The sequence below is a fragment of the Streptomyces sp. NPDC088157 genome, from assembly GCF_044741545.1.
Lineage (GTDB): Bacteria > Actinomycetota > Actinomycetes > Streptomycetales > Streptomycetaceae > Streptomyces.
In genome coordinates this window covers 24,275-46,030 of sequence record NZ_JBIUSU010000020.1, presented here as the reverse complement: position 1 = coordinate 46,030, position 21,756 = coordinate 24,275, and the positions used below count along the sequence as shown (strand labels likewise).

Sequence of the window (21,756 nt, the reverse complement as noted above, 5' to 3'; positions counted from 1 at the left end):
CCCGCGGAGCGGGATATGCAGCGCTGGCGCGCTGCATAGAGAACGGCTCCGCTGACGCTCCGCCAGATTCCCGCGCAAGCGCGGGAATCGAATTCCGCAAGCGGAATTCTGAGCGCGGGACAATTCGCGCAAGCGCGAATTGATGGAATCCCGCAAGCGGGATTCCTGGGGCTGGCAGTAAGGGGTGGGTGCATTACGCGCGGGTCTGTGTAGGGCTTGGGATTCCCAGCTATCACCCCTGCAACGGGATGTGACGGACCGTCGGCCTGACAGGGTGCCGGCCTCGTTGTAGTGATGGGTTCCGCTGCGCTCCACCCTGAACCCCTCCCCCACTGTCTAACCTGTCCCGACATGTTTCGCCAGTGGCCTGTCAGCATACAGGGAACCCGGGCTTTCGTGGGTGGGATTGAGTCATCCGTCACCCCGGGTGCGAAGTTGGTATGCGGGGGATGCATCACTAGTTGTAAGTGTGTAGAGTCTGGGATCAGATGCTACACCCCTACCGCCGCGCACCTTGCGCCTTGGATTCCACTTGCTATTACGCGCCGCATTCTGCGAAAAGGAGAGCACGGGGCATGGCCGTGAAGTTGCGTGATCACCAGATCGAGGCCGTTGCCGCCATTGTGCGCGGTCTTGATGTTCCGCCGGGCGGTATTCCCTGGAATGGTCTTCGTGGGCAGGTGCACGCCGCGTGTGGGACGGGGAAGACCATCATGGCTGCCGCGTCGGCGAGGCGGCTCGTGCCCAGGGGGCGTGTGCTCGTGTTGGTGCCGACGCTGGATCTGCTGGCGCAGACGGTGAGGGCGTGGCACGAGGCCGGGCACAAGGGGCCGGCGGTTGCGGTGTGTTCGCTTCAGGACGATCCGGAGCTGTGGTCGTTGAAGGTGCGCTCCACGACGAACCCGATCCAGTTGGCGCTGTGGCACGGGCAGGGGCCGGTCACCATCTACGCCACCTACGCGTCGCTGGGTGTTCTGGCGGAGGCGTTCGAGGGCGCCTACGGTCAGAAGCTTGATCCAGTAGACCTCGCGGTGGTGGATGAGGCCCACCGGACAAGTGGCTCGATGGGTAAGGCGTGGGCAGACATCCACGACCAGAGCGTCATCCCGGCGTACCGGCGCCTGTACCTGACGGCGACGCCGCGGATCTGGGAGGAGCGGCTCAACCGCGAGGTCGCCGAGGGAGTGCGGGATCCGCTGCCGCGTCAGATGGCGGCCTCCATGGACGACGAGAAGGTCTTCGGACCTGTCCTGTACAAGCTCTCACTCGCATCAGCCGTCTCCCGGGGCTTGCTGGCGCGGTATCAGATCATCGTCCTAGAGCTCCAGGACCCCGTCGTCACGCCCGAACGGCTGATGGGCGAGGAGCGGCACACCGAAGAGGTCCGCGGGCAGCGGCTCGGGGCCTTGCAGGCCGCGTTGCTGCACACCATGGCTGAGCACGACCTGTCGACGTGCATCACCTTCCACCACCGCACCATCGAGGCACAGGCCTATGCGGAAGGACTGGAGCGCGTTGCTGCGAAGCTGCATGCCGATCAGCCCGAGACCTACCCCAAGCGGATCTGGGCCAACTGGCTGTGCGGCGAGCACGTCCCTCAGCGCCGGCAGGAGGTTCTCGGCTCGTTCGGGACCACGGCGCAGCGGGCCGTTCTCTCCAACTGCCGGGTCCTGGGCGAGGGCGTCGACATCCGCGCGGTGGACTCAGTGGCTCTACTGGACCCCAAGGGGGCGCCGCACGACATCGTCCAGGCCATCGGCCGGGCGCTCCGGCAGAAGCCCGGACAGGGGAAGTTGGCCTCCCTGATCGTGCCCGTCTTCCTCCAGCCCGCAGAGCAGCCCGAGGACATGTTCACCTCCGGGTCCTACCGGCCCCTGGTGAAAGTCCTGGAAGGGCTGCGGGCCCACGATGAAGAGGCCGTGGAACTGCTCGCGATTCCCCAGGAGCCGCAGAAGGACGTCGCGCAACCGTCCGTGAACATCGGTGCCGCGCCAGGAGACGGTGAGGAAGAATCCCGGCTGCTGCTCCGTTTTGCCGCCCCCCGGGATCCGGTGATGGTCGCGAACTGGGTCTCCTTCAACGTCATCGACACCGAACGCCAGGACTGGGCCCGCGGCTGGGCGAAGCTGAAGACGTACGTCGAACGGGTCGGCAACGCCCGCGTGCCCTACGGACACCGCGAAGGCGCCACACCACTAGGACAATGGGTCGCAGAACAACGACGCGCCTACACAGCCGGACAGATGACCGGCCAACGCGCCCGACGGCTGGAACAACTCGGCATGGTCTGGTCCCTGGCAGATGAACGCTTCCAGGAGAACCTCGAAGCCGCCAAGGCCTACTACGACCAGCACTGGACGCTGTGCGCCCCCAGGTCCGCAGCGATGCTGGACCGGCCGTTGGGGATGTGGCTCGCAAATTTGCGGCGGCCCGGTGCGCTGGACGGACACCCCGAATGGAAGACCGCGCTGGAAGCCGTGGACAAGGACTGGAACCCGGCGTGGCCGGCGGACTGGCAACGCCACTACGCCGCACTACGCGAACTCCTACGCGACGAAGACGGCCAGGGCGGTGAGACCGCGGTCCTGCCCGGGTTCACGGTCCACGGCATGGACATCGGGAAATGGCTGGCCAAGCAGCGGACGCCGAAGGTCTGGCAGGCCCTGGCGGCCGGGCAGCGCGAGCGCCTGGAGCAACTCAGCATCACACCGCTCGCCCCGGAGCCGGAGGCACCCGCGAAGCCCTCCACCACGCCCATGAGCGCCTTCGAGAAGGGCGTAGCGGCCCTGACGCAGTACAAGATCCGCGAGGGTTCCGTGACCGTCCCACGGGGGCACGTAGAGACGCTGCCCGACGGCACCGAAGTCAAGCTCGGAGTCTGGACCATGAACCAGAAAACCCGCCGCGCCAAGCTCACCGTCGACAAACTACAGGCGCTCGCCGCGCTGGGACTGGAATGGGCGGCAGATGGTTAAGGAGAGGGGTAAGTTGGTGGATAAGTTTTGGTCCGGTCTCGAGTAAAAGGTGCGGGGCATGCCGTCTGAGGAGGAGCTGTTCGCGTCTGTCGACGCTCTACTGAATGAGGAGCCGCACTTGCCGCCTCCGGCGGAGCGTGCCCGGCTGCGTGAGGCTGCCGGCATCACCCAGGCCCGCCTCGCCACCGCGTTGAAGACGACGACCCAGTCGGTGAAGAACTGGGAGAACGGCCGCAGCGAGCCGAAGTCGCCGCGCCTGGATGCCTACCAGCGGCTGCTGAACGGGTGGGCGGCAAAGTATCCGGCCCCCGGTGCCGTCTCGGCTGCCGCGCCGGTGCCGGCAGCGCCTGCCGCACCGACCGCGTCCGAGGGGGAGACGGCAGACGCCCCGCAGCCTGTCGACGTTCCAGGTGCGGGGCCGGCGCGTCCCGCCACCCGGCCGGCCGCGGCATCGCGGCGCCCGGCCCCTAAGAAGGCTGCGAGGCCGGCAGCCGATCCGCGTTTCCCGCACGGTCCGCTCGCCGTACTGGACGGTGACGGGTCCGCGTACGGCGTGGACGGCATCGTGCTCGACTGCCCGGCGACCACAGTGGTGGAGCTGGTGGAGTGGACGCTGCGCGAGTCCGGGCTCGGTGCGCCGCGCCTGCACCGCAACGGCAAGGACAGCGACCCGCTGATCGTCCTCACCGCCGCGGCCGCCGTGAAGCTCGGCCTCCCCGAACGCCTCGAGGGCCACGAGCAGCGCCGCTCCCTGCGCCTGCCGGAAGACCACCCCGTGGTCAAGCAGGTGGTGAAGGCGAAATGGCGGCTCACCCAGCGCGGGTTCGGCCCCTGGGCAAGGATCTACCGCAAGGTCCAGGGGCGTGAGCGGCAGTGCGTGCAGCTCGCGGTCCTGTCCTGGGACGCCCTGGACGAGCGGTCCTGGCCCGGGGTGGCGGAGATGGAGCCGGCCGCCATCGCGCGCGTCCTCGGTACGTACGCGGAGCGGGTCATCACGCCGCGAGGGTCGACGGCCGTGTCCGGCCTGGAGCTGATGACCGCGCTGCGGCCGCCCACCCGCGCGGTGCAGGACCCGCAGACGGGGAACTGGGTGCCCGGTCACCATCCCGGCTCGCTGGGGACGGAGCCGGTGGACCCGGCGCCCCCGGAGGCCACCCCCGAGCACCCCGTCGTCGTGGACAGCGGCTGGAGTGGCGGATTCCTCAACGAAGAGGCCTACCAGTGGGTGCGCGACGTCAGCCTGCTCAACGATGAGGAGTGCACGCTGCCGTACGCGGTCGGCCTGGACCTGAACACCGCGTTCCTCTCCGCCGCGGCCCGCCTCGTTGTCGGCCTGAGCGCACCGGATCACTTCCACGCCCCGGCCTTCAACCCGAAGATCCCCGGGAGCTGGCTGGTCGACCTTTCTCACGTCGAGGTGGATCCGCGTCTGCCGTCGCCGTTCACGCCGGACGGGGTGCGGCCGGCGGGGCCGGTCTGGTACCAGACGCACACCGTCGCCTACGCCCAGGAGCTCGGTTACAACGTCCAGCCCATCGAGGGCTACCTGCGCCGGGAGACCGGCGCGTATCTGGACCCGTGGCACGACCGGCTCAAGGAGGCGTACGTCGACACTCTCGCCGATCTCGGCGTCACCCGGGACCTGGACGATCGGGCCTTCCTCGCGGCGATGGAGCGGCACAAGGACGCCGACCCGGCGATGGCGGCCGTCCTCGCCGCCATCAAGGCCACCGTCAAGGGCGGCATCGGCAAGCTGCGCGAGCGCCCCCAGGGCAAGAAGTACAAGGAGGGCGAGCGGTGGCCGGCCCTTCAACGGTCGACCTGGCGCCCCGACATCCGCGCCGCTGTCATCTCCAAGGCCCGCATCAACATGCATCGCAAACTCACCAACATGGCCAGGATGACCGGCCTGTACCCGCTCGCGGTGCTCTCCGACTGCGTCGTCTACCCCTCGCCCGGGGAGAGCCCGCTGGACTTCCTGCCCTACGCCGCCTCCGGCAAGCCTCAGCCCGGCGCCTTCCGTCTCGGACCCACCCCGGGCCTGGCCAAGCTGGAAGGCGTCCAGTCGATGCTGTGGGCGGTCGACCTCATGGAACAGGGGCTGAATCCGGCCCGGCACATCAAGGGCGGCGACGCCGTCCTCGACGAAGGAGAGTAGGCCAGTGCCCGACACCGGCCCGACGCACAAGATCTCGCTGCTCGACACTGGCGGCCAGGACCCCACTGCCGAGAAGGGCTGAGCTGTGGCAGAGATCGAGGACGCCATCGAGCGCGCCGACCGGGAAGGCTTCACCCGCCAGCCGCCCAAGACGCTGAAGGGCCAGATCGGCTACCTGATCAAGCAGCTCAAGACCACCCGGGCTGTTGCTGAGGAGATCGGGGTCAGCCAGCGGTCGGTGGAGCGCTACCGCAAGGGCGAACGCAAACACCCGCCGAAGGCCATCGCCGAACGGATCGACGCCGCCGTACGGGCCCGCTGGCAGCCCCAGATCCGCAAACGCCGCCGCCGACAGGCCGCCACCACCGGCGGGATCACCGTGGAGACCAGGGCCCGGTTCGGCTACACCGCACCCCTCGGCACAACCGACGACGGACGCTTCCGACGACTCACCGTCCACCTCCCACCGGCCTACGCACAACGCCTGTTCGACGCCCGCAACACAGGCGCCAGCGACCAGCAGATGCGCGCGATCATCGCCGAGGGATTCAAAGAGATCTACTTCCAGGACGGCGGCAGCCGCGCCACAGGACTCTCCGACGTCACCCTCAACGACATCGACTACCTCGACCTCGATTACTAATCTTGTTGTCAAGCCACTGCCGTGACGGGTGGTGCCGGTTCGTAGCACCGCCCGTCACCCGTTGGCTGCCTTGGCCCAGCCGGTCAGCAGGTAGGTGGCGCCGGACTGCGGGCTGCCGACGGCTTGCTCACGCCACCGGCTAGCGCTGCAGTGTCAGCACGCCCGGCCGGTACGGCAGGAGGCCGTAGTCCATGCCGTCGGTGCTGGGGTCGCGCCCCTGGTAGAGGAACTGCAGGTTGCAGGGGTCAATGGTCTTGGTCTGGTCGGGGTTGGTGCGAACCAGATCGCCGTGGCTGATGTCCTTGGTCCAGGCCGTCGCGCCGCTGTTGGCACTGCCGGCGAAGGGGTTGGTCACGGTGTTGGCCTGCGGTTGCGGTGTCCAGGTGCCGTTGAGGCTGGTGGCCGTGAACGAGCGGAAGTAGCGACCATACCCTGTGTAATTCTGGGCCTCGACGATCATGAGGTACTGGTTCTGACCCTGGACCTTGTAGACCTCCGGCGCCTCGAACAGGTTGAGCGCCGTGTCGCTCATGATCTTAGTGAACGAACCGAAGGTGCCCGGGAAGTTGCCGATGGGCATGCTGGCGCGGTAGACGCCGCCCTCATCGTCGGCGAAGAACATGTACATGTTCGTGTCGTCGCCGATGAGGGTCACGTCGAGGGGGCCCCGGGCTCTCCCGTCGTCTGTGGGGGGAAGGGTTCCGGTGAAGAGTTCCTGCTGCGGGCCCCAGCCGTTGGGGTTGGTGGGGTCGCTCGAGGTGCGGTAGGAGAAGCTGTATGGCCAACCCCCGTTGTAGGCGAGCACCCAGAGGTTCTTCGGGGCGAAGTAGAACAGCGTCGGCGCGATGCCATCGAAGGGAATCGTGTTCTGGGTGGCAGTGGCCATGTCGGACCAGTTCGTGAAGGGGCTGAAGGTCGTCAATCCCCAGCGCCCATCGTCACCGGCGAGGGTGTTGTGCGTCGTGGCATAGACGACGTGCTTGCCGTTGGAGACGATGCTGGTGAAGTCCTTGAGCGAGGCCCACCCCGACTTCGGCTGCGCCAGCGGGCCGGTCGAGGTCCACCGGTAGGTCGACGGAAGAGCACACGCGTTGCTCGCCCCGGACAGGCCGGTCCACTTCTGGTTGGTGCCGCCGTGGCACGACCAGATCTGCACCGCCGTGCCGTTGGCCTTGCCCCAGCCCGAGACCTCCAGGCACAGCCCGGACCGCACGCCGACGATCGTGCCGTCGGGGTTCACCCGCCACTGCTGGTTGTCACTGCCGTTGCACGTCCAGATCTGCACCGGGGTCCCGGACGTGGTGGCGCCGCCCCGGACATCCAGGCACTTGTTGCCGTACACGGTCAGCTGGTTGCTGTCCGTCAACGTCCACTGCTGGTTGATTCCACCGTGGCAGTCCCAGATCTGCACGTTCGCGCCGTCGGTCTGGCTGAAGCCCGACACATCGAGACACCGGCCGGAATCAACACCGCGCACGTCGCTGGTGGTGGCCGCCTGAGCCGGGCCGGCGACGAGCAGCGCCGCCAACGCGGCCAGGGCCGCAACCGCAGCGGCGAGCATCGCAGACGGATGTCTGCGGCTGAAACTGTGTCTGGGCATAAGGACCTCGTCATCCTTGAGCAAGCGACTCCGGTTTAGCCCGTCAGAGGCTGTCCGGAGGCGGTGTGGCACGACCCCGACTGTCCGATATGCCGAACAAGGGTCGAAGAGTCGAGCAACTGGATGCTCGAGGTTCCGGTGATCAGCGTCAATACCTCTCGCACAATTCGCGAGCAGAAACGTTCGCAGGCTGAAACCAGGCGGCTTCAAGTTCCGTGGTTGTACCGGTCTTTGGCGTGAGGGGCAGGTAGCAGTGCGCGGGCTTGGTGATCATTACGGACCCCGACCAGGTCGCTCACCTGAGCCTCTGGTTCGGCTTGGTGCCCGACCCGCGCTCGCGGCGGGGCCGGTGGCACTCAGGAACACCGCACTGGCAGCGGTCCGGGCACCGGTGGAGCACGGCTCCGCCCGCCTCAAGAACTGGCGCGTGCTCGGCAAGGTCCGTACCGACCCGACGTGGGCGACCGCCCTGGTGAGGTCCCTGCTCGTCCTCACAAACCGCGACGTTTCCCGGTGACCGACGATCTTCACCGCAGTCATCCACCCGCGGCCAGGCCGAGCATCCCGAACCCCTCACACACCAGACCCGTGACCAGCAACTTCACGATGCACAGGGGGCGTGTCAGCGATCTTGTGTAAGTCGGTTGCTGTCATTGGATGCTGAGGCGGTCCTCGAAGAAGAGTGAGAACTGGTTCAGTGCCTCTTTCCAGTGTGCGGCGACGTGGTTGGCGTCGCGCGCTTTGGGGTCGATCTGCTCGCGGACGGCAAGGTAAAGAACCTTCAACGCGGCCTGTTCCGAGGGGAAGTGACCGCGGTTGCGGGTGGTTTTGCGGAGCCGCAAGTTGATCGATTCGACCATGTTCGTGAAGTAGACCACCGTCCTTATGGCCGGCGGGAACGCCAGGTAAGGCGTGAACTCCGGTGGCGCCTTCGCCTTCGGAGCCGACCCACAGGCCCAGGACGTGGGCCCTGTCTCGACGCGGTTCACGCGCGGGCGTACGCGAGGTGCGGCAACGGGTCGCGAGACCGGAAGGCCGCGGGGACGTCCCAGGACCACTCCTTGGGAGGTCTCCGCGGCTTCAGCGCCGTCGGCATCGGCTCAGAACAGCCTGTCCTTCGCCTTGTAGTAGGCACCGCCGAACGGCAGGAACCAAGGCGTGCCGTTGTAGAAGGGGACGGGGACCTTCGGGAAGCCGAAGCCGCGCAGCGGGTTGGCCTCCGGTCTGCCGTCCATCATCTCGGCGACCGCGCGGCCCATGTAGGTGGCCATCTGGACGCCATGACCGCAGTAACCCATGGAGTAGTACAGGCCGTTGACCTCGCCCGCGTGCGGGATGCGGTCCCAGGAGAAGCCGACCATGCCACCCCACACGTAGTCGATCCGCACCCCGGCGAGCTGCGGGAAGATCTCGGTCATCTCCCGCTTGAGGATGTCACCGCTCTTGATGTCGGAGGCCGGGTTGGAGGGGGCGAAGCGGGCCCGGCCGCCGAAGGCGAGGCGGTTGTCGGGGGTGAGGCGGACGTAGTGGCCGACGTTCTTGTGGGCGACCAGCAGGCGGCCGTTGGGAATGAGCTCCTTGGCGCGTGCCTCCCCCAGCGGCTCGGTGACGATGATGAAGCTGCCGACGTTGATCAGCCGCTTGCGGAACCACGGCATCGACTTGTCGGTGTAGGCGTCCGTCGCCGCCATGACCTGCTTGGCACGGATGGTGCCGTTCATGCTCTCCACCATGAAGCCGCCGCCGGGGAGGCGGGTGAGGCCGGTGGCGGCGTTGCGCTCGTGGATCTCGGCGCCGGCACGCTCGGCGGCGTCTGCCAGGCCGCCGACGAACTTACCCACGTGCAGGCCCGCGCTGAGCGGGTCGAGCAGGGCACCGTGGTAGTAGTCCGTGCCGAGCTCGGCCCGCAGTTCGCTCTTGCTCAGGACGATCGTCTCGTGGCCGAAGTTGTCGGCCAGGTCGCGCTGCTTGGCCCGCAGGCCGTCGAAGTGCCCGGGCTTGCAGACCGCGCCGAGGCGCCCGGAGCGGTTGAAGTCGCAGTCGATGTTCTCGGTGCGCGTGAGCCCCTCGACGACGTCGACCGCCTCGCGGAAGGCGTCGTACAGCTCACGGGCCCGCTCCTGCCCGAAGCGCTTGCGCGCCTCGGCCGGGCTGATGGTGATGCCCTGGGTGCACATGCTGCCGTTGCGCCCGGAGGCGCCCGAGCCCACCTTGTCCTTCTCGACCAGGACGACCCGGGCACCCTTACGGGCGGCGTGGTAGGCGGTGGACAGACCGGTGAGACCGCCGCCGATCACCACCACGTCCGCCTCGTCGGGCAGGTCTTTTCCGGAACGGTCGGGGCAGGCAGGGGCTGTGTCCAGCCAGTAGGGGATCTGCTTCATGGCGTGAGTCCTCTGTGTTCTCGGTCTGTTTCCGTTGCGCCGTCGGTCAGCAGCCGAGCAGCTTCGGCAGGCCCGACAGATCGGGCAGCTCGTCGTACGGCTGGTAGTCGGCGCTGCCGGGGCGGCCGTAGCGGTTGATCCACACCCGGCGCTTCAGGCCGAGGTCGCGGGTGGGGATGTGGTCGTACTCCCAGCCCTGGGCGGTGTGGATGACCTGGGACGGCTCGACGCCCATCGTCTTGAAGGCGTGCTCGAAGGTCTGCCGGTCCGGCTTGTAGGCGCCGGCCTGCTGGGCGGTGATGACGTGGTCGAACTCGACGCCGATGTTCTCGACGTTCCGGGCGATCAGGTTGTCGTCGCTGTTGGAGATGATGGCGATCTCGTACTTGGTCTTCAGGGCGCGCAGGGCGTCCGGGACCTCGGGGAAGGGGCCGAAGGTGGGGACGGCCTCGACGAGGGCGTCGCCGTCGGACTCGCGGTACTCCAGGCCGTGCAGGCGCATGGCGTTGCGCAGGCTGGAGTGCAGGATCTCGTGGTAGGGGCGGTAGGCCTCCAGGACGGCCTGGAAGCGCATGACGCGGAAGTCGTCGAGGAACTCGTCGACGTCCAGGTTGTCCAGGCCCAGCCGGTCGGAGATGACCTTCAGGGTGGTGGGGCCGAGCTGGAAGTCGACCAGGGTTCCGTAGGCGTCGAAAGTGACGATCTCTCGCATGGTGTCCAACCTCGATCTCGCGTGTTTGCGGAGGGAGTGGGGGGCTTCAGACGACGCGTTCGCCGGGGGCGACGATCACGTCCAGTGCGGCCAGGTCGGCCGGGCTCGGGGTCCAGTCGGCCGCCGCCGCGTTGGCGGTGACCTGATCGGGGGTCATGGCGCCGCAGATGACGGAGCCGACGGCGGGCAGGGCCGCCAGTGCGCCGACCGCGACCTGGAGGAGGGTCAGGCCACGTTCGGTGCCGTACTCGGTGAGCGCCTCGACCTTGTCGAGGGACGCGTCGGTGAGCCAGCCCTGCCGCCAGGACAGGCGGCTGCCGGGCGGGGGCTCCTCGCCGCGCCGGTACTTGCCGCTGAGCAGGCCGTTGGCCAGCGGGTAGTACGGCAGCAGGCCGACGCCGTGGCGCAGGCAGGCCGGGATCAGGTCCTGCTCCACGGCGCGGTCGAGCAGGTGGTAGCGGGCCTGGGTGGAGACGAAGGCGTCCGTGAGCTGCTCGGCCGGGAGATTGGAGCAGCCGAGGTAACGGATCTTGCCCTCGTCGACCAGCTCCCGGAGCGCGGCAGCCGTCTCCTCCAGCGGCGTGATGCCGTCCGGTTCGTGGTACTGGTACAGGTCGATCCGGTCGGTGCCGAGCCGGCTGAGCGATGCCTCGACCGCGTACCGGATGTAGGCCCGGGCCCCGCGGGGGCCGTACAGGTCGGCGTCCTGGCCCATCTCCATGCCGAACTTGGTGGCCAGCACCACGTCGTCGCGGCTGCCCTTGAGCGCGGCCCCGAGCAGCCGTTCGCCGTCGCCGCGGGAGCTGCCCCGCTCGCCGGACCCGCCGTACATGTCGGCGGTGTCGAACAGGGTGATCCCCGCGTCCAGAGCGGCGTGGACGACGGCCTTCGTGCCCTCCTCGTCCAGGCGGGCGCCGAAGTTGTTGCCGCCCACGCCGACGACCGAGGCGGCCGGGCCGCGCTCACCGAGCGTGCGGTACCTCATGACCGGTTCCCGAACCCGATGCAGACGTTCTTCGTCTGCAGGTAGCTGGCCAGGCCTTCGAGGCCCTTCTCCCGGCCCCAGCCGCTGTGCTTGTAGCCGCCGAAGGGAAGCTCGACGCCGGTGCCGACGCCGGTGGCGTTGACGTAGACCTGGCCGGCCCGGATGCCCTCGGCCATGCGCATCGCCTTGTCGATGCCGCGGGTCCACACATACGAGGCGAGGCCGTACGGGCTGTCGTTGGCGATCTGAAGTGCCTCGGCCACGTCGTCGAACTCGATGACCGTGACGACCGGACCGAAGATCTCCTCGCGGGCGCAACGGGCTTGGTTGTCCAGCCCGGTCAGGACGGTCGGCTCGACGTAGTAGCCGTCGGCCAGCTCGGGGTCCGAGGGGGCGCCTCCGCCGGCCCGTGCCACGGCGCCCTCCTGCCGCGCCAGCTCCAGGTAGCCGAGGACCCGGTCCCGCTGCCGTGCGGCGACGAGCGGGCCGACGTCCGGGTCGGTGAGACCCGGGCCGAGGCGCAGGGACGCCGCGTGCGCGACGAGCTTGTCCAGGAACTCCTCGGCGCCCCGCTGGAGCAGCAGCCGGGTGCCGGCCGAGCAGGTCTGTCCGGCGTTGCCGAACGCGGAGGCGGCGACCGCGCCGAGCGCCAGGTCGAAGTCGGCGTCGGCGAAGACGACGACCGGCGACTTGCCTCCGAGTTCCGTGACAGAGGGCACCACGTTGGCGGCGGCGGCCTGGGCGACCTTGATACCGGTCGGCACCGAGCCGGTGAAGGTGACCTGGTTGATGTCCGGGTGGCCGGCCAGGGCCGCGCCGGTCTCGCCGTCACCAGGGACCACGTTCAGCACGCCCGGCGGAAGGCCGCATTCCAGGGCGATCCTGCCGATCTCCAGCGGGGTGAGCGGCGCCTCGGGTGACGGCTTGAGCACCACCGTGCAGCCCACGGCCAGCGCCGGGGCGGAGCCCCGCGCGGTGTTCTGCAGCGGGTAGTTGAACGGGATGATCTGGCCGGAGACGCCGATCGGCTCACGGACGGTGTAGTCGATCAGGCCGGGGCCCAGCGGGATCGTCGAGCCGCCGAGCTTGTCGGCGACGCCCGCGTAGAACTCGAAGTAGCGGGCCGCCGCCTCGACATCGGCCTTGGCCTGCCTCAGCGGCTTGCCGACATCCTGGCTCTCCAGCCGCGCCAGTCGTTCGCCCTGGTAGCGGATGGCCTCGGCGATCCGGTAGAGGATGCGGCCCCGGTCGGCGGCACGCATCCCGGCCCACTCGGGACTGTTGAAGGCCGCGCGCGCGGCGGCCACCGCCTGGTCCACGTCCGCCTTGCCGGCCAGTGCCAGCTGAGCGATGGCCTTCCCGTTCGACGGGTCGAGGACGGTGAAGGAGCGGCCGTCGGCGGCGGAGACCTGCTTGCCGTCGATCAGCAGGTCGGACAGTTGCAGTTCGTCGCTCATGGCCGGATCTCCCCCAGCACCTCGCCGAAGATGACGACCTCGTCGCCCGGACGGACCGTGCGGATCCGGCGCATCCAGAGCACGATGCCGTCCCGCGGGGCGCTGACCTCTTCCAGCGTGTTGCCGTAGTGGTCGGTGATGGTGGCGATCAGGTCGCCTTCCTTGCAGGTCTCCCCGGGCTCGGCGCGAGCGACGAAGAAGCCGCCGGCGGCGGAGCGGGCGAAGGTGCCGGAGACGGTCGTGTAGGTGTCCCGCAGCTCCGCCTCCCCGTCGGTCATGCCGAGGCTGCGCAGGATGTTGCGGATCGAGTTCATGTGATGCTCGACGTTGGTCTCGCGGTAGGTGGCGCCACCGCACTCGATGGTGATGGCGGGCTTGCCGGCCGCGAGAACGGGGTGACGGACCGTGCCGCCCCACTTGCCGCCCTTCCAGACCAGCTCGTGCCCGGCCGCGAGCGCCAGGTCCGTCGCCAGGTCCTCGTAGCCGCCCTGGAGGATGACCAGCGGGGCGATCTCGCCGTAGGCGCCACCGGTGTGCAGGTCGACCACGGCGTCGACGGCCGGGACGACCTTCTCGACGAAGGTGGCGGCCAGCCGCTGCGAGTACGAACCCTCCGCGTCACCCGGGAAGATGCGGTTGAGGTTGAGATGGTCGATGCCGCTTGCGCGGGCCGCCGCCTCGAAGGCCGGGGTGTTCAGGCAGGGTATGCCGACCACGGCGCCGCGCAGCGTGACCGGGTCGATATCGGCCAGGACACGTCGGATGGCCTCCTGGCCGTCGTACTCGTCGCCGTGCACACCCGCGTCCACACACAGGACCGGGCCGTCGTGCGCACCGTTGACGACGATCAGCGGAATGCCGAGCTCCACGCCGTAGCTGCTGGTGCCGACCGGGATGAGGCCCTGGGCGCGCTCGCCCGGGGCGACGGTCAGGGGACCGATGGAGTACATGTCGTTCCTTTCCAATGACGTGAATGCGTGGATCACAGGCGGGCGGACGCCTCGGCGAGGGTGCCAGCGATGATCGCGGCGATACGGTCGAGCACGGCGCGGTCGCTGATCAGCGGGGGCGCGATCTGGACCAGCGGCCTGGAGCGGTCGTAGACGCGGGCCAGCAGGCCGGCCTCACGCAGTCGACGCGGGATCAGGTCGGCGACGAGTTCCTTGCGGGCGCTGTCGCTGAAGCCGCCGTCGTCGAGGTCGCCGACGAGCTCGCAGGAGTAGAAGAACCCTGCGCCGCGGACGTCGCCGACGATCGGCAGGTCCGTGAGCGCCGCCATGCTTCTTGCCAGGCCGTCCTGGAGGGCGCGGACGTTCTCCAGGATCCCGTCCCGCTCCATGATCTCCAGGTTGCGCAGGGCGATGGCCGCGCTCAGCGGATGCCCGGCGAAGGTGTAGCCGTGGTTGAGGACCGCGCCGGGCCGGTTGATGACCTCGGCGACCTTGGTGCCCACCAGGGTGGCGCCCAGGGGGGCGTATCCCGCGGTGATGCCCTTGGCGACCGTGACCATGTCCGGGCGGGCGCCGTAGCGGTCCCCGCCGAACCACTCCCCGACCCGGCCGAAGCCCGTGATCACCTCGTCGGCGACCAGCAGGAAGCCGTACCGGTCGGCCAGCGTCCGCAGCCCCTGCCAGTACCCCTGGGGCGGGGTGATGCAGCCGCCCCGGTTCTGCACCGGCTCGGCGATGAGCATGGCGATCGTCTCCGGGACCTCGGCCAGGATCGCGGCCTCCAGCTCGGCGAGCAGCCACGCCGTGTACACCTCGTCGTCCGCGAACTCCCGTGCGAGGCCGAGGCGGTTGGTGTTCGACACGAACCGGGTCTCGATCGCCGGCGGGCCGTACGGCTCAGTCAGCCCGGGGTCGTCGGTGAGCGACAGGGCGCCGATGGTCAGGCCGTGGTAGGCGCCGCGCCGGGCGATCGCCTTGGTACGGCTGGGCTCGCCGCGCAGGGCGTGGTAGCGCCGGGCTATCTTCCAGGCGGTCTCGACGGCTTCTGCGCCACCGCTGGAGAAGAAGGTGTGCTCGATGTCGACGGGGGCGATCCGGGAGAGCCGCTCGGCGAGTTCGATGGCCGTGGGGTGCGCGGAGCCGGTCCACAGCGGGCTGTAGCACAGCTCGCGCAGTTGCCGTTCGGCGGCCTCGGCGAACTCGGGGCCGTAGGAGTAGCCGAGCTGGCAGCAGTACAGCCCCGACAGGCCGTCGATGTAGCGCCTGCCGTCCGCGTCGTCGACGTACGGGCCCTCCCCCCGCTGGACGACGAGGATGTCCTCGCCTTCGGGGCCGAGCGATCCGTTGGGGGTCATGTGGAGCAGCAGGTGTCTGGCCGCCGCGGCGGCGACCGGACTGCGGGTGCCGGTGATCATGACGCGGTCTCCCCGCCGGGGGCGAGTCCCACTCCGGGCTCGGTGGGCAGCAGGCCGTCCTGCTGGCCGGAGCCACTGAGCCTGCGCACCACGGCGACCAGGGCGAGGGCCAGGACGGCGATCCCGATGAGGATCGCGCTGATGGCGGTCACGGACGGGTCGACGTCGTACTGGAGGACGTTGAACACCTGGACCGGCAGGGTCACGGTGTCCACGGAGGACAGGAACTGCGAGATGAAGAACTCGTCGAAGCTGGTGATGAAGGAGAAGATCGCGGCGGCGATCAGGCCGGGCGTTGCCAGCGGGAAGGTGATGCGCCGCGCGACGGTGAGGCGGCTCGCGCCCATGCTGGCGGCCGCGTCCTCCAGCCGTTCGTCGATGCCCTTCAGCGTGGCCATGAGGATCATCACGGCGATCGGCGAGGCCAGCACGGTGTGGCCGAGGGCGATGGCGACCGGGCTGCCGAGCATCGCGGCCGGTTCGAAGAACAGGAACAGGCCTAGGGCGATGACGACCTGGGGGATCACCAGGGGAGCCAGGACCAGGCCGTAGACCGCCGTCCGCAGCGGCAGATCGCTGCGGACCAGGGCCGTGGCCGCCGTCATGCCCAGGATGAGGGAGAAGACGGTGGTCAGACAGGCCACGAGGACGCTGAGCGACAGCGTGGCCGGCCACTTGCTGTCGTCGGCGAACAGCGCCTTGTACCAGTTGAGCGTCCAGGAGCTGGGCGGGAAGGAACCGAAGGCGTCCTTGCCGAAGGAGGTGATGACGATGACGACGATCGGCAACACCAGGAACAGCAGGATCAACGTGGACAGGACGGCCAGGGTGATGCGTCCGGCCAGGGTGGAGCGGAGCTCGGTCATGACGCCGTACCTCGATTCCGGTACCTCTCGCCCGCCGACTTCAGCACCCTGAGCAGCAGCAGTCCGGCGAAGGTGAGCAGCAGCAGGATGATGCCGAGCGCCGAGGCCCCGTTCCACTGGTCCTGCTTCATGACCTGTGTGTCGATCAGCGAGGCGACCATGGTCTGCTTCGGGCCGCCCATGAGGGCGGGGGTGATGTAGTAGCCGAGGCAGAGGATGAAGCAGAGGATGCCCGCGTTGACCAGACCGGGAGCGACCAGTGGGACGTAGACCCGGCGGAAGATGGTCAGGCGCCCCGCGCCCATGCTGGCCGCGGCGGCCATCAGCCGGCGGTCGATGCCCTTCATGACCGCGTACAGCAGGAGCACGGTGTACGGCAGCATCACGGAGGTGGTGCCGATGACGACTCCCAGCTCGTTGTAGAGCAGTTGGAAGGGAGCACCGGGGACGTGCAGGCCCGTCAGGGCGTTGTTCACGACGCCGTGTTCACCGAGCAGGATGATCCAGCCGTAGGTGCGCACGAGCGCGCTGATGAAGTGCGGGACGACCACGACCACCATCACCAGGCCCGCCCACAGGGGTTTGAGCCGGGAGACCGCGGCGGCCAGGACGAAGCCGATGACGAGGCTGAGCAGCGAGGTCTCGGCAGAGATCCGCAGAGTGGTGAGGAGGATCTCCAGGTTGGCGCCCTGGAAGGCGTCGGTGTACCAATGGAGGGTGAAGTCTCCGCTCTCGCCTTTGAGACTCAGCATCAGGATGCTGAAGATCGGGTAGACGAAGAGGAGCAGCAGGTACACGACGACGGGTGCGGCGTTGAGCAGTCCGAAGCGGGTGCGGCGTTCGGACAGCGCGCGGCTCAGTCGCTTCCTGCCGGGCACCGGGGCTGTGGAGACCGGTGCGGGAGCGAGCACGGCCATCGTCCTCACCCCCCGTCTTCCGCGTCGGGGAACACGCTGACGTTCGCGGTGTCCGCGGCGAGGTCCACGCGTGCGCCGAGGGCGGGGGCGCGGCCGGCGGGCAGTTCCAGCCGTACGAGGTCGGTGTGCGTGGCGCCGAGGGGGCGGACGGTGACCCGGACGAGGGTGCCGACGTAGGTGACCGTCTCGACGGTCCCAGTACAGAAGCCGTCGCCGGCGGGACACAGGAAGAGCCGGCCGGGCTGGACCGCGGCACGTACCCGCGCCCCGTCGGGGGCGGCCTGCGGGCGGGCCTTGAGCAGGCCGCCGGTGTCGAGCCGTACGAGCGTGTGGTCCGCACTCTGTTCCTCGACGCGGCCGGGGAGGAAGTTGGCCGCTCCGAGGAAGTCGGCGACGAAGGGGGTGCGGGGGCGCTCGAAGAGCTCCTGCGGGGTGTCGAACTGGTCGATCCGCCCGTCGCGCATGACCGCGATGCGGTCGGACAGGACGAGGGCCTCCTCCTGATCGTGCGTCACATAGATGACGGTCAGGCCGAGTTCCTGCTGGATGCGCTTGATCTCGGTCTGGAGCTGGTCGCGCAGCTTCTTGTCGAGGGCGCCGAGCGGCTCGTCCATGAGGATCACCGGTGGCCGGTAGACCAGGGCCCGGCACAGCGCGACGCGCTGCTGTTGGCCGCCGGACAGTTCACGCGGCCGGCGGCGGGCCATCTTGGACAGCCCGGCCATCTCCAGCGTCTCGCCGACCCGTCGGCGCTGCTCCGCCTTGGGTCCGCCGCGCAGTTGCAGCGGGAAGGCGACGTTCTCCCACACGGTCATGTGCGGGAAGAGCAGGTACTGCTGGAAGACGAAGCCCAGTCCGCGCTTCTGCGGGGCCAGGCGGGTCACGTCGTTGCCTCCGACGACGATGCTGCCGGAGTCGGGCTCGCAGAACCCGGCGATCATCATCAGGGTGGTGGTCTTGCCGGAGCCGGAGGACCCCAGGAAGGTGACGAACTCGCCCGCCGCGATCTCCATGGAGACCTCGTCGACGGCCGTCACTCCCGCGTACGTCTTGCGCAGTCGCTGCACGGACAGGGCTTTGCCGCTGCCGGCCAGCGCTGCGGGGGCGGCGAGCGACGGCTCGGGCATCACGTTGGTCTCAGGCATGTGTCCACTCCTGCCAGCGCTTGTCGACTGCCTCCTGGTTCTCGGCCCACCACGCGACGTCCATGTCGAAGCCGGTCTTGAGGTGCTCCGGGGAACTGCCCAGGTTTGCGGCGGTGGTCGGGGAGAGCTTCTTGTAGGCGGCGGGCACCGAGGGGGCCATCGGGTACAGCTCGGCGTAGGCCGCCTGCACGTCGGGGCGCAGCGCGAAGTCGATGAGCCGGTAGGCGGCGTCCAGGTTGGCGGCGCCCTTGGGGATGCCGAGGGCGTTGCTCTGTCGTCGGGCGCCGTTCCACTGGTAGGCGAGCGGCGAGCCCTGCTTGATCAGCGCGTCGAGGCGACCGTGCCAGACATCGGTGGCGACGACCTCCTGGCGGCCCAGCAGCACGCCGGGCAGGGCGCCGGTGTCCCAGAACTTCTTGATCGATCCCTTGATGTCGTCCAGGGACTTGAAGGCGCGGTCCAGGTCCAGGGGATACAGCTTGTCCAGGGACACCCCGTCGGCGAGGAGGGCGAACTCCAGCACGGGCCGGTCCGCGTCCAGGCCCTGGAGGGCACGGGCACCGGGGAACGCCTTGGTGTCCCAGAAGTCGGCCCAGGAGGAAGGTTTCTTCCCGCCGAAGGCGTCGGTGCGGTACGCCATCACGCTGGCCCAGTAGTTCTTGCCGATGGCGTTGGAGGTGACCAGGGTCTTGGCGATGCCGGCGTTCTTGAAGTTCTTCAGCCGTTCGTAGTCCAGGTCCTCGGTCGCGTCCGCCTGCTTGAAGCGCAGGAAGTCGGACATGGAGTCGTCGATGATGTCGAACTGCGGGCGGCCCTGCTGGATCTGGGCGAGCATCTGCGCGTACTGGATGTTCACCACCTCGATCCGGATACCGGTCTCCTTGGTGAACGCGTCGTAGACGGCCTTCTTGTTGGCGTCGCCGTACGTGCCGCCGCTGTCACGGACGACCAGCGTCTTGGAGCTCTTGCCGGCGCCGCCGACGACGGACCGGCTGGTTCCGGTGCCGCAGGCGCTGAGGGTGGTCGCGGCGGCGACACCGGCCGTGGCCCCGCCTATTGCGCGCAGGAAGAGTCTGCGGTCGATCCGGGCATCATTCACGTGTGCCTCCAGGTGCTGCCGGCCTTGGAAGGGGAGTGGCCGGGGGACGTGAGTAAAGAGCTGCTGGGGTGGGGGCCCAGTGGTGGGGATCCAGGGGTGGGGTCCGCAGGTGGGGGTCTAGTGGCGGAGGTCGGCCTCGTCGGATCCGACGCCTGTACCGGGGGTGCGCAGGGTGCCGGTTCGCGTGGCCGTGTCGGGGTCCCACGGGACGGCCAGGGCGGCCAGTTCGGCACCGGGGGCGACGGTGAGGCCGTGCATGGCGTAGAAGATCCGCCCGCCGGCCGCGGCGTGGACCGTGTGCTCCCGGCCGTCGGCCGGGTCGACGATGCGGCCGAGGACGTCGCCTTCCGCCACTTCGCCGATGACGTCGCCGTCGAAGGAGAACTCCGGGTACCAGAGCCCGGTGGCCTCGGCCGTGACACCCGCGGACCAGACCCACTCGCGAATCGGCGCCGGGGCGGCGTCGTCCGGGTCGAGCGCGCCCAGGTGGCGCAGTGCCCGCAGGAGGCCGTCGACGCGGCGGCGGGCCGTGGCCGCGTCACGCTGCCCGAGTGCGCCCACCTCGACGAGCACCGCTGAGATGCCCCGGCGGGCGGCGGCCGCGTGGCTGTTGCCGCCGTCGGGCTTCAGCCCGAGGATGACGTCCTCGATGCCGAAGGACCCTGCCAGCGCGGCCGTCGCCTTGTCGAGGTCCGGGTCGCCGGTGAGACGGTAGCCGACGAAGTCCCGCAGGACCTGGTCGATGCCGCCGCAGTGCAGGTCGACGTAGACGTCGGCGCCGTCGACGAGGTGGGTGAAGAGCCAGGCGGCCAGCCGCTCGGTGGGGCTGCCGTCGGGGTTGCCGGGGAAGACGCGGTTGATGTTCACGCCGTCGGTCGGGGAGACGTTGAGCCGGCCCTGGTACACGGCGTTGGGGTTGGCGACCGGACAGATGATCACCTGCCCGCGCACCTCGCCGGGCTCCAGCAGCGCCATGAGCCGTGCGGCCGCGTCGATGGGCGTGAACTCGCCGCCGTGCACTCCGGCGGTGATCACGACGCGGGGGCCGGGACGGGTGCCGTTGATCAGGGTGACCGGGATGTCGACGGTGAGCGTGCCGAGCTCGGCACGGACGGCGCCGCGGGTCTTGGTGCCCGGCCCGGCCTGCAGGGAGCCGACGGAGAGGGTGGTGTCGTGCATGGTCATGCCTCCGTACGGCCGACGGTGGTGAGGAAGTCGATGGGCTGGGAAGAGGTGCCGTCCAGCGCGAGGTCCGCGGCGATGTCTCCGAAGGCCGGCGCGAGCTTGAAGCCGTGTCCGGAGAAGCCGGCGAGCAGGACGACGTTCTCGGCGCCGGGAAGGGGGCCGACCAGCGGGCGGCTGCTCTCGGTGTAGCCCTCCATGTAGACGGCCAGGCGGATCGGGTCGGGGTTGAGGTCGGGCATGTAACGGCCCATCAGGTCGGCGAAGATCTCCAGCTCCTCCGGCTGCACCGTCCGCTCCAGCTGGTTCGGGTCGCCCGCGGGCCGGTGCAGGGCGCGGGACAGGCCGAGCTTGACGGAGACACCGTCCGGGGAGGGCAGGCCGTAGCAGTGGGTGGGTGCCGTACGGATGAACGCGGGGCGTTCCTCGCCGAACCAGGCACCGGTGGTGGGCACGTACCAGGCGCTGACGAGGCGGCGGACGTCCACCTCCCACGGCAGGGCGGGCAACAGGTCGTTCACCCAGGGGCCGGGGGTGACGACAGCCGTGTCGAAGTGTTCGCTGCCGGCGTCGGTGCGGATCTCCACGCCGTTCGCCACGGGGATGATCTCGCGGACCGCGGTGTAACGCCGGATGACGGCGCCCAGCTCCTCGGCGCGACGGGCGGCGGTCTGGACGGTCAGCTCCGGCCGGATGAGCCCGGCGCGGCGGTCGAGGACGGCCGCGTCGCCGTCCTCGATCCGGTACTGCGGGAAGCGCTTGGCGAGGGACTCGGCGTCCAGCACTTCGTGGTCGAGGCCGTGCTCGGCGATGGACTGCAGGACCGTGGCCATCTGCTCGTGCTCGGGCGGCCCCATCAGCAGGCACCCGGTCAGGCGGCGCAGTTCCCGGCCCGTCTCCTCCTGAAGCTGCTCGTACAGAGTGTCCGCGTGCTTGAGCAGCGGGACGTACCGGGAGTCCTCGAAGTGCGCGCTGCGGAAGATCCGGGACTCGCCGCCGGCCGCGCTGCGATCGTGGCCGGGGGCGAACCGGTCGTATCCGACGACCTCGGCGCCGCGGGCCGCCAGCCGCCAGGCGGCCTGGCTGCCCATCGTTCCGACACCGACCACCGCGACACGCTTCTTCGCAGGTGACACAGGACTTTCCTTTCGTATCGCCCAGGCGCATGCTGAGCCCTCGCCGTGAGGCTGTTCGATTCAAGAGGGTTTGTGCGGGAGCCAGGCCCTTCTTCGTGGGACCTGCGGCTCGCGACCGCCGCGTCTCGTGGT

Annotated in this window: 18 protein-coding genes; 4 read left to right on the top strand and 14 right to left on the bottom strand. The window is 69.2% G+C overall.

The window, feature by feature from the left end; genetic code table 11:
• Positions 1 to 575: 575 nt before the first annotated feature.
• From ACIPFH_RS42690 to tpg, 3 genes are all read left to right on the top strand, one after another.
• Positions 576 to 2,975, top strand: a complete 2,400-nt coding sequence (locus ACIPFH_RS42690; protein ID WP_401835476.1) for a Helicase associated domain protein — start codon at positions 576 to 578, stop codon at positions 2,973 to 2,975.
• Between the two features lie 58 nt (positions 2,976 to 3,033).
• Positions 3,034 to 5,133 (top strand): telomere-associated protein Tap, encoded by a 2,100-nt coding sequence (gene tap / locus ACIPFH_RS42685; protein ID WP_401835473.1) that lies wholly within the window; start codon positions 3,034 to 3,036, stop codon positions 5,131 to 5,133.
• An 85-nt stretch (positions 5,134 to 5,218) separates the two neighbouring features.
• Complete coding sequence (tpg, locus tag ACIPFH_RS42680) at positions 5,219 to 5,776, top strand: telomere-protecting terminal protein Tpg (RefSeq protein WP_401835470.1); 558 nt, start codon at positions 5,219 to 5,221, stop codon at positions 5,774 to 5,776.
• Between the two features lie 139 nt (positions 5,777 to 5,915).
• Here tpg and ACIPFH_RS42675 read toward each other — a convergent pair whose 3' ends face one another.
• The gene (locus ACIPFH_RS42675) at positions 5,916 to 7,376 is read right to left on the bottom strand and encodes a non-reducing end alpha-L-arabinofuranosidase family hydrolase (protein ID WP_401835480.1); all 1,461 of its coding nucleotides are present in this window, start codon (positions 7,374 to 7,376) and stop codon (positions 5,916 to 5,918) included.
• A 349-nt stretch (positions 7,377 to 7,725) separates the two neighbouring features.
• On the opposite strand from ACIPFH_RS42675, the gene ACIPFH_RS42670 reads away from it, so the two are divergent.
• Positions 7,726 to 7,893, top strand: a complete 168-nt coding sequence (locus ACIPFH_RS42670; RefSeq protein ID WP_401835469.1) for a hypothetical protein — start codon at positions 7,726 to 7,728, stop codon at positions 7,891 to 7,893.
• Positions 7,894 to 8,026: 133 nt separating this feature from the next.
• On the opposite strand, the gene ACIPFH_RS42665 is transcribed toward ACIPFH_RS42670, so the two are convergent.
• The 13 genes from ACIPFH_RS42665 to solA all read right to left on the bottom strand — a co-directional run bounded on the left by ACIPFH_RS42665 (position 8,027) and on the right by solA (position 21,624).
• The gene (locus tag ACIPFH_RS42665) at positions 8,027 to 8,365 is read right to left on the bottom strand and encodes a transposase (protein WP_401835467.1); all 339 of its coding nucleotides are present in this window, start codon (positions 8,363 to 8,365) and stop codon (positions 8,027 to 8,029) included.
• 111 nt (positions 8,366 to 8,476) lie between these two features.
• Positions 8,477 to 9,760: an NAD(P)/FAD-dependent oxidoreductase gene (locus tag ACIPFH_RS42660; RefSeq protein WP_401835465.1), complete on the bottom strand. Its 1,284-nt coding sequence runs from the start codon at positions 9,758 to 9,760 to the stop codon at positions 8,477 to 8,479.
• Positions 9,761 to 9,806: 46 nt separating this feature from the next.
• Positions 9,807 to 10,472 (bottom strand): haloacid dehalogenase type II, encoded by a 666-nt coding sequence (locus tag ACIPFH_RS42655; RefSeq protein WP_401835462.1) that lies wholly within the window; start codon positions 10,470 to 10,472, stop codon positions 9,807 to 9,809.
• Between the two features lie 46 nt (positions 10,473 to 10,518).
• Positions 10,519 to 11,457, bottom strand: a complete 939-nt coding sequence (locus ACIPFH_RS42650; protein WP_401835459.1) for an aldo/keto reductase — start codon at positions 11,455 to 11,457, stop codon at positions 10,519 to 10,521.
• A complete protein-coding gene (locus ACIPFH_RS42645) occupies positions 11,454 to 12,914 on the bottom strand; it encodes an aldehyde dehydrogenase family protein (protein ID WP_401835456.1) in 1,461 nt (486 codons plus the stop codon). The genes ACIPFH_RS42650 and ACIPFH_RS42645 overlap by 4 nt, the downstream gene beginning before the upstream one ends.
• The gene (locus ACIPFH_RS42640; RefSeq protein WP_401835453.1) at positions 12,911 to 13,864 is read right to left on the bottom strand and encodes a succinylglutamate desuccinylase/aspartoacylase family protein; all 954 of its coding nucleotides are present in this window, start codon (positions 13,862 to 13,864) and stop codon (positions 12,911 to 12,913) included. Before ACIPFH_RS42640 ends, ACIPFH_RS42645 begins: the two co-directional genes overlap by 4 nt.
• A 32-nt stretch (positions 13,865 to 13,896) precedes the next feature.
• Positions 13,897 to 15,279, bottom strand: coding sequence for an aminotransferase class III-fold pyridoxal phosphate-dependent enzyme (locus ACIPFH_RS42635; protein ID WP_401835451.1), 1,383 nt, complete (start codon positions 15,277 to 15,279; stop codon positions 13,897 to 13,899).
• Positions 15,276 to 16,145: an ABC transporter permease gene (locus ACIPFH_RS42630; protein ID WP_401835448.1), complete on the bottom strand. Its 870-nt coding sequence runs from the start codon at positions 16,143 to 16,145 to the stop codon at positions 15,276 to 15,278. Before ACIPFH_RS42630 ends, ACIPFH_RS42635 begins: the two co-directional genes overlap by 4 nt.
• Positions 16,142 to 17,062 (bottom strand): ABC transporter permease, encoded by a 921-nt coding sequence (locus tag ACIPFH_RS42625; protein WP_401835446.1) that lies wholly within the window; start codon positions 17,060 to 17,062, stop codon positions 16,142 to 16,144. Before ACIPFH_RS42625 ends, ACIPFH_RS42630 begins: the two co-directional genes overlap by 4 nt.
• Before the next feature lie 5 nt (positions 17,063 to 17,067).
• Positions 17,068 to 18,207, bottom strand: coding sequence for an ABC transporter ATP-binding protein (locus ACIPFH_RS42620; protein WP_401835444.1), 1,140 nt, complete (start codon positions 18,205 to 18,207; stop codon positions 17,068 to 17,070).
• Entirely contained in the window at positions 18,200 to 19,306 is a 1,107-nt protein-coding gene (locus ACIPFH_RS42615) for an ABC transporter substrate-binding protein (RefSeq protein WP_401835442.1), read from the bottom strand. The genes ACIPFH_RS42620 and ACIPFH_RS42615 overlap by 8 nt, the downstream gene beginning before the upstream one ends.
• Before the next feature lie 117 nt (positions 19,307 to 19,423).
• Entirely contained in the window at positions 19,424 to 20,491 is a 1,068-nt protein-coding gene (locus ACIPFH_RS42610; protein WP_401835441.1) for a succinylglutamate desuccinylase/aspartoacylase family protein, read from the bottom strand.
• The gene (gene solA, locus ACIPFH_RS42605) at positions 20,488 to 21,624 is read right to left on the bottom strand and encodes an N-methyl-L-tryptophan oxidase (protein ID WP_401835439.1); all 1,137 of its coding nucleotides are present in this window, start codon (positions 21,622 to 21,624) and stop codon (positions 20,488 to 20,490) included. Before solA ends, ACIPFH_RS42610 begins: the two co-directional genes overlap by 4 nt.
• Positions 21,625 to 21,756: the final 132 nt, after the last annotated feature.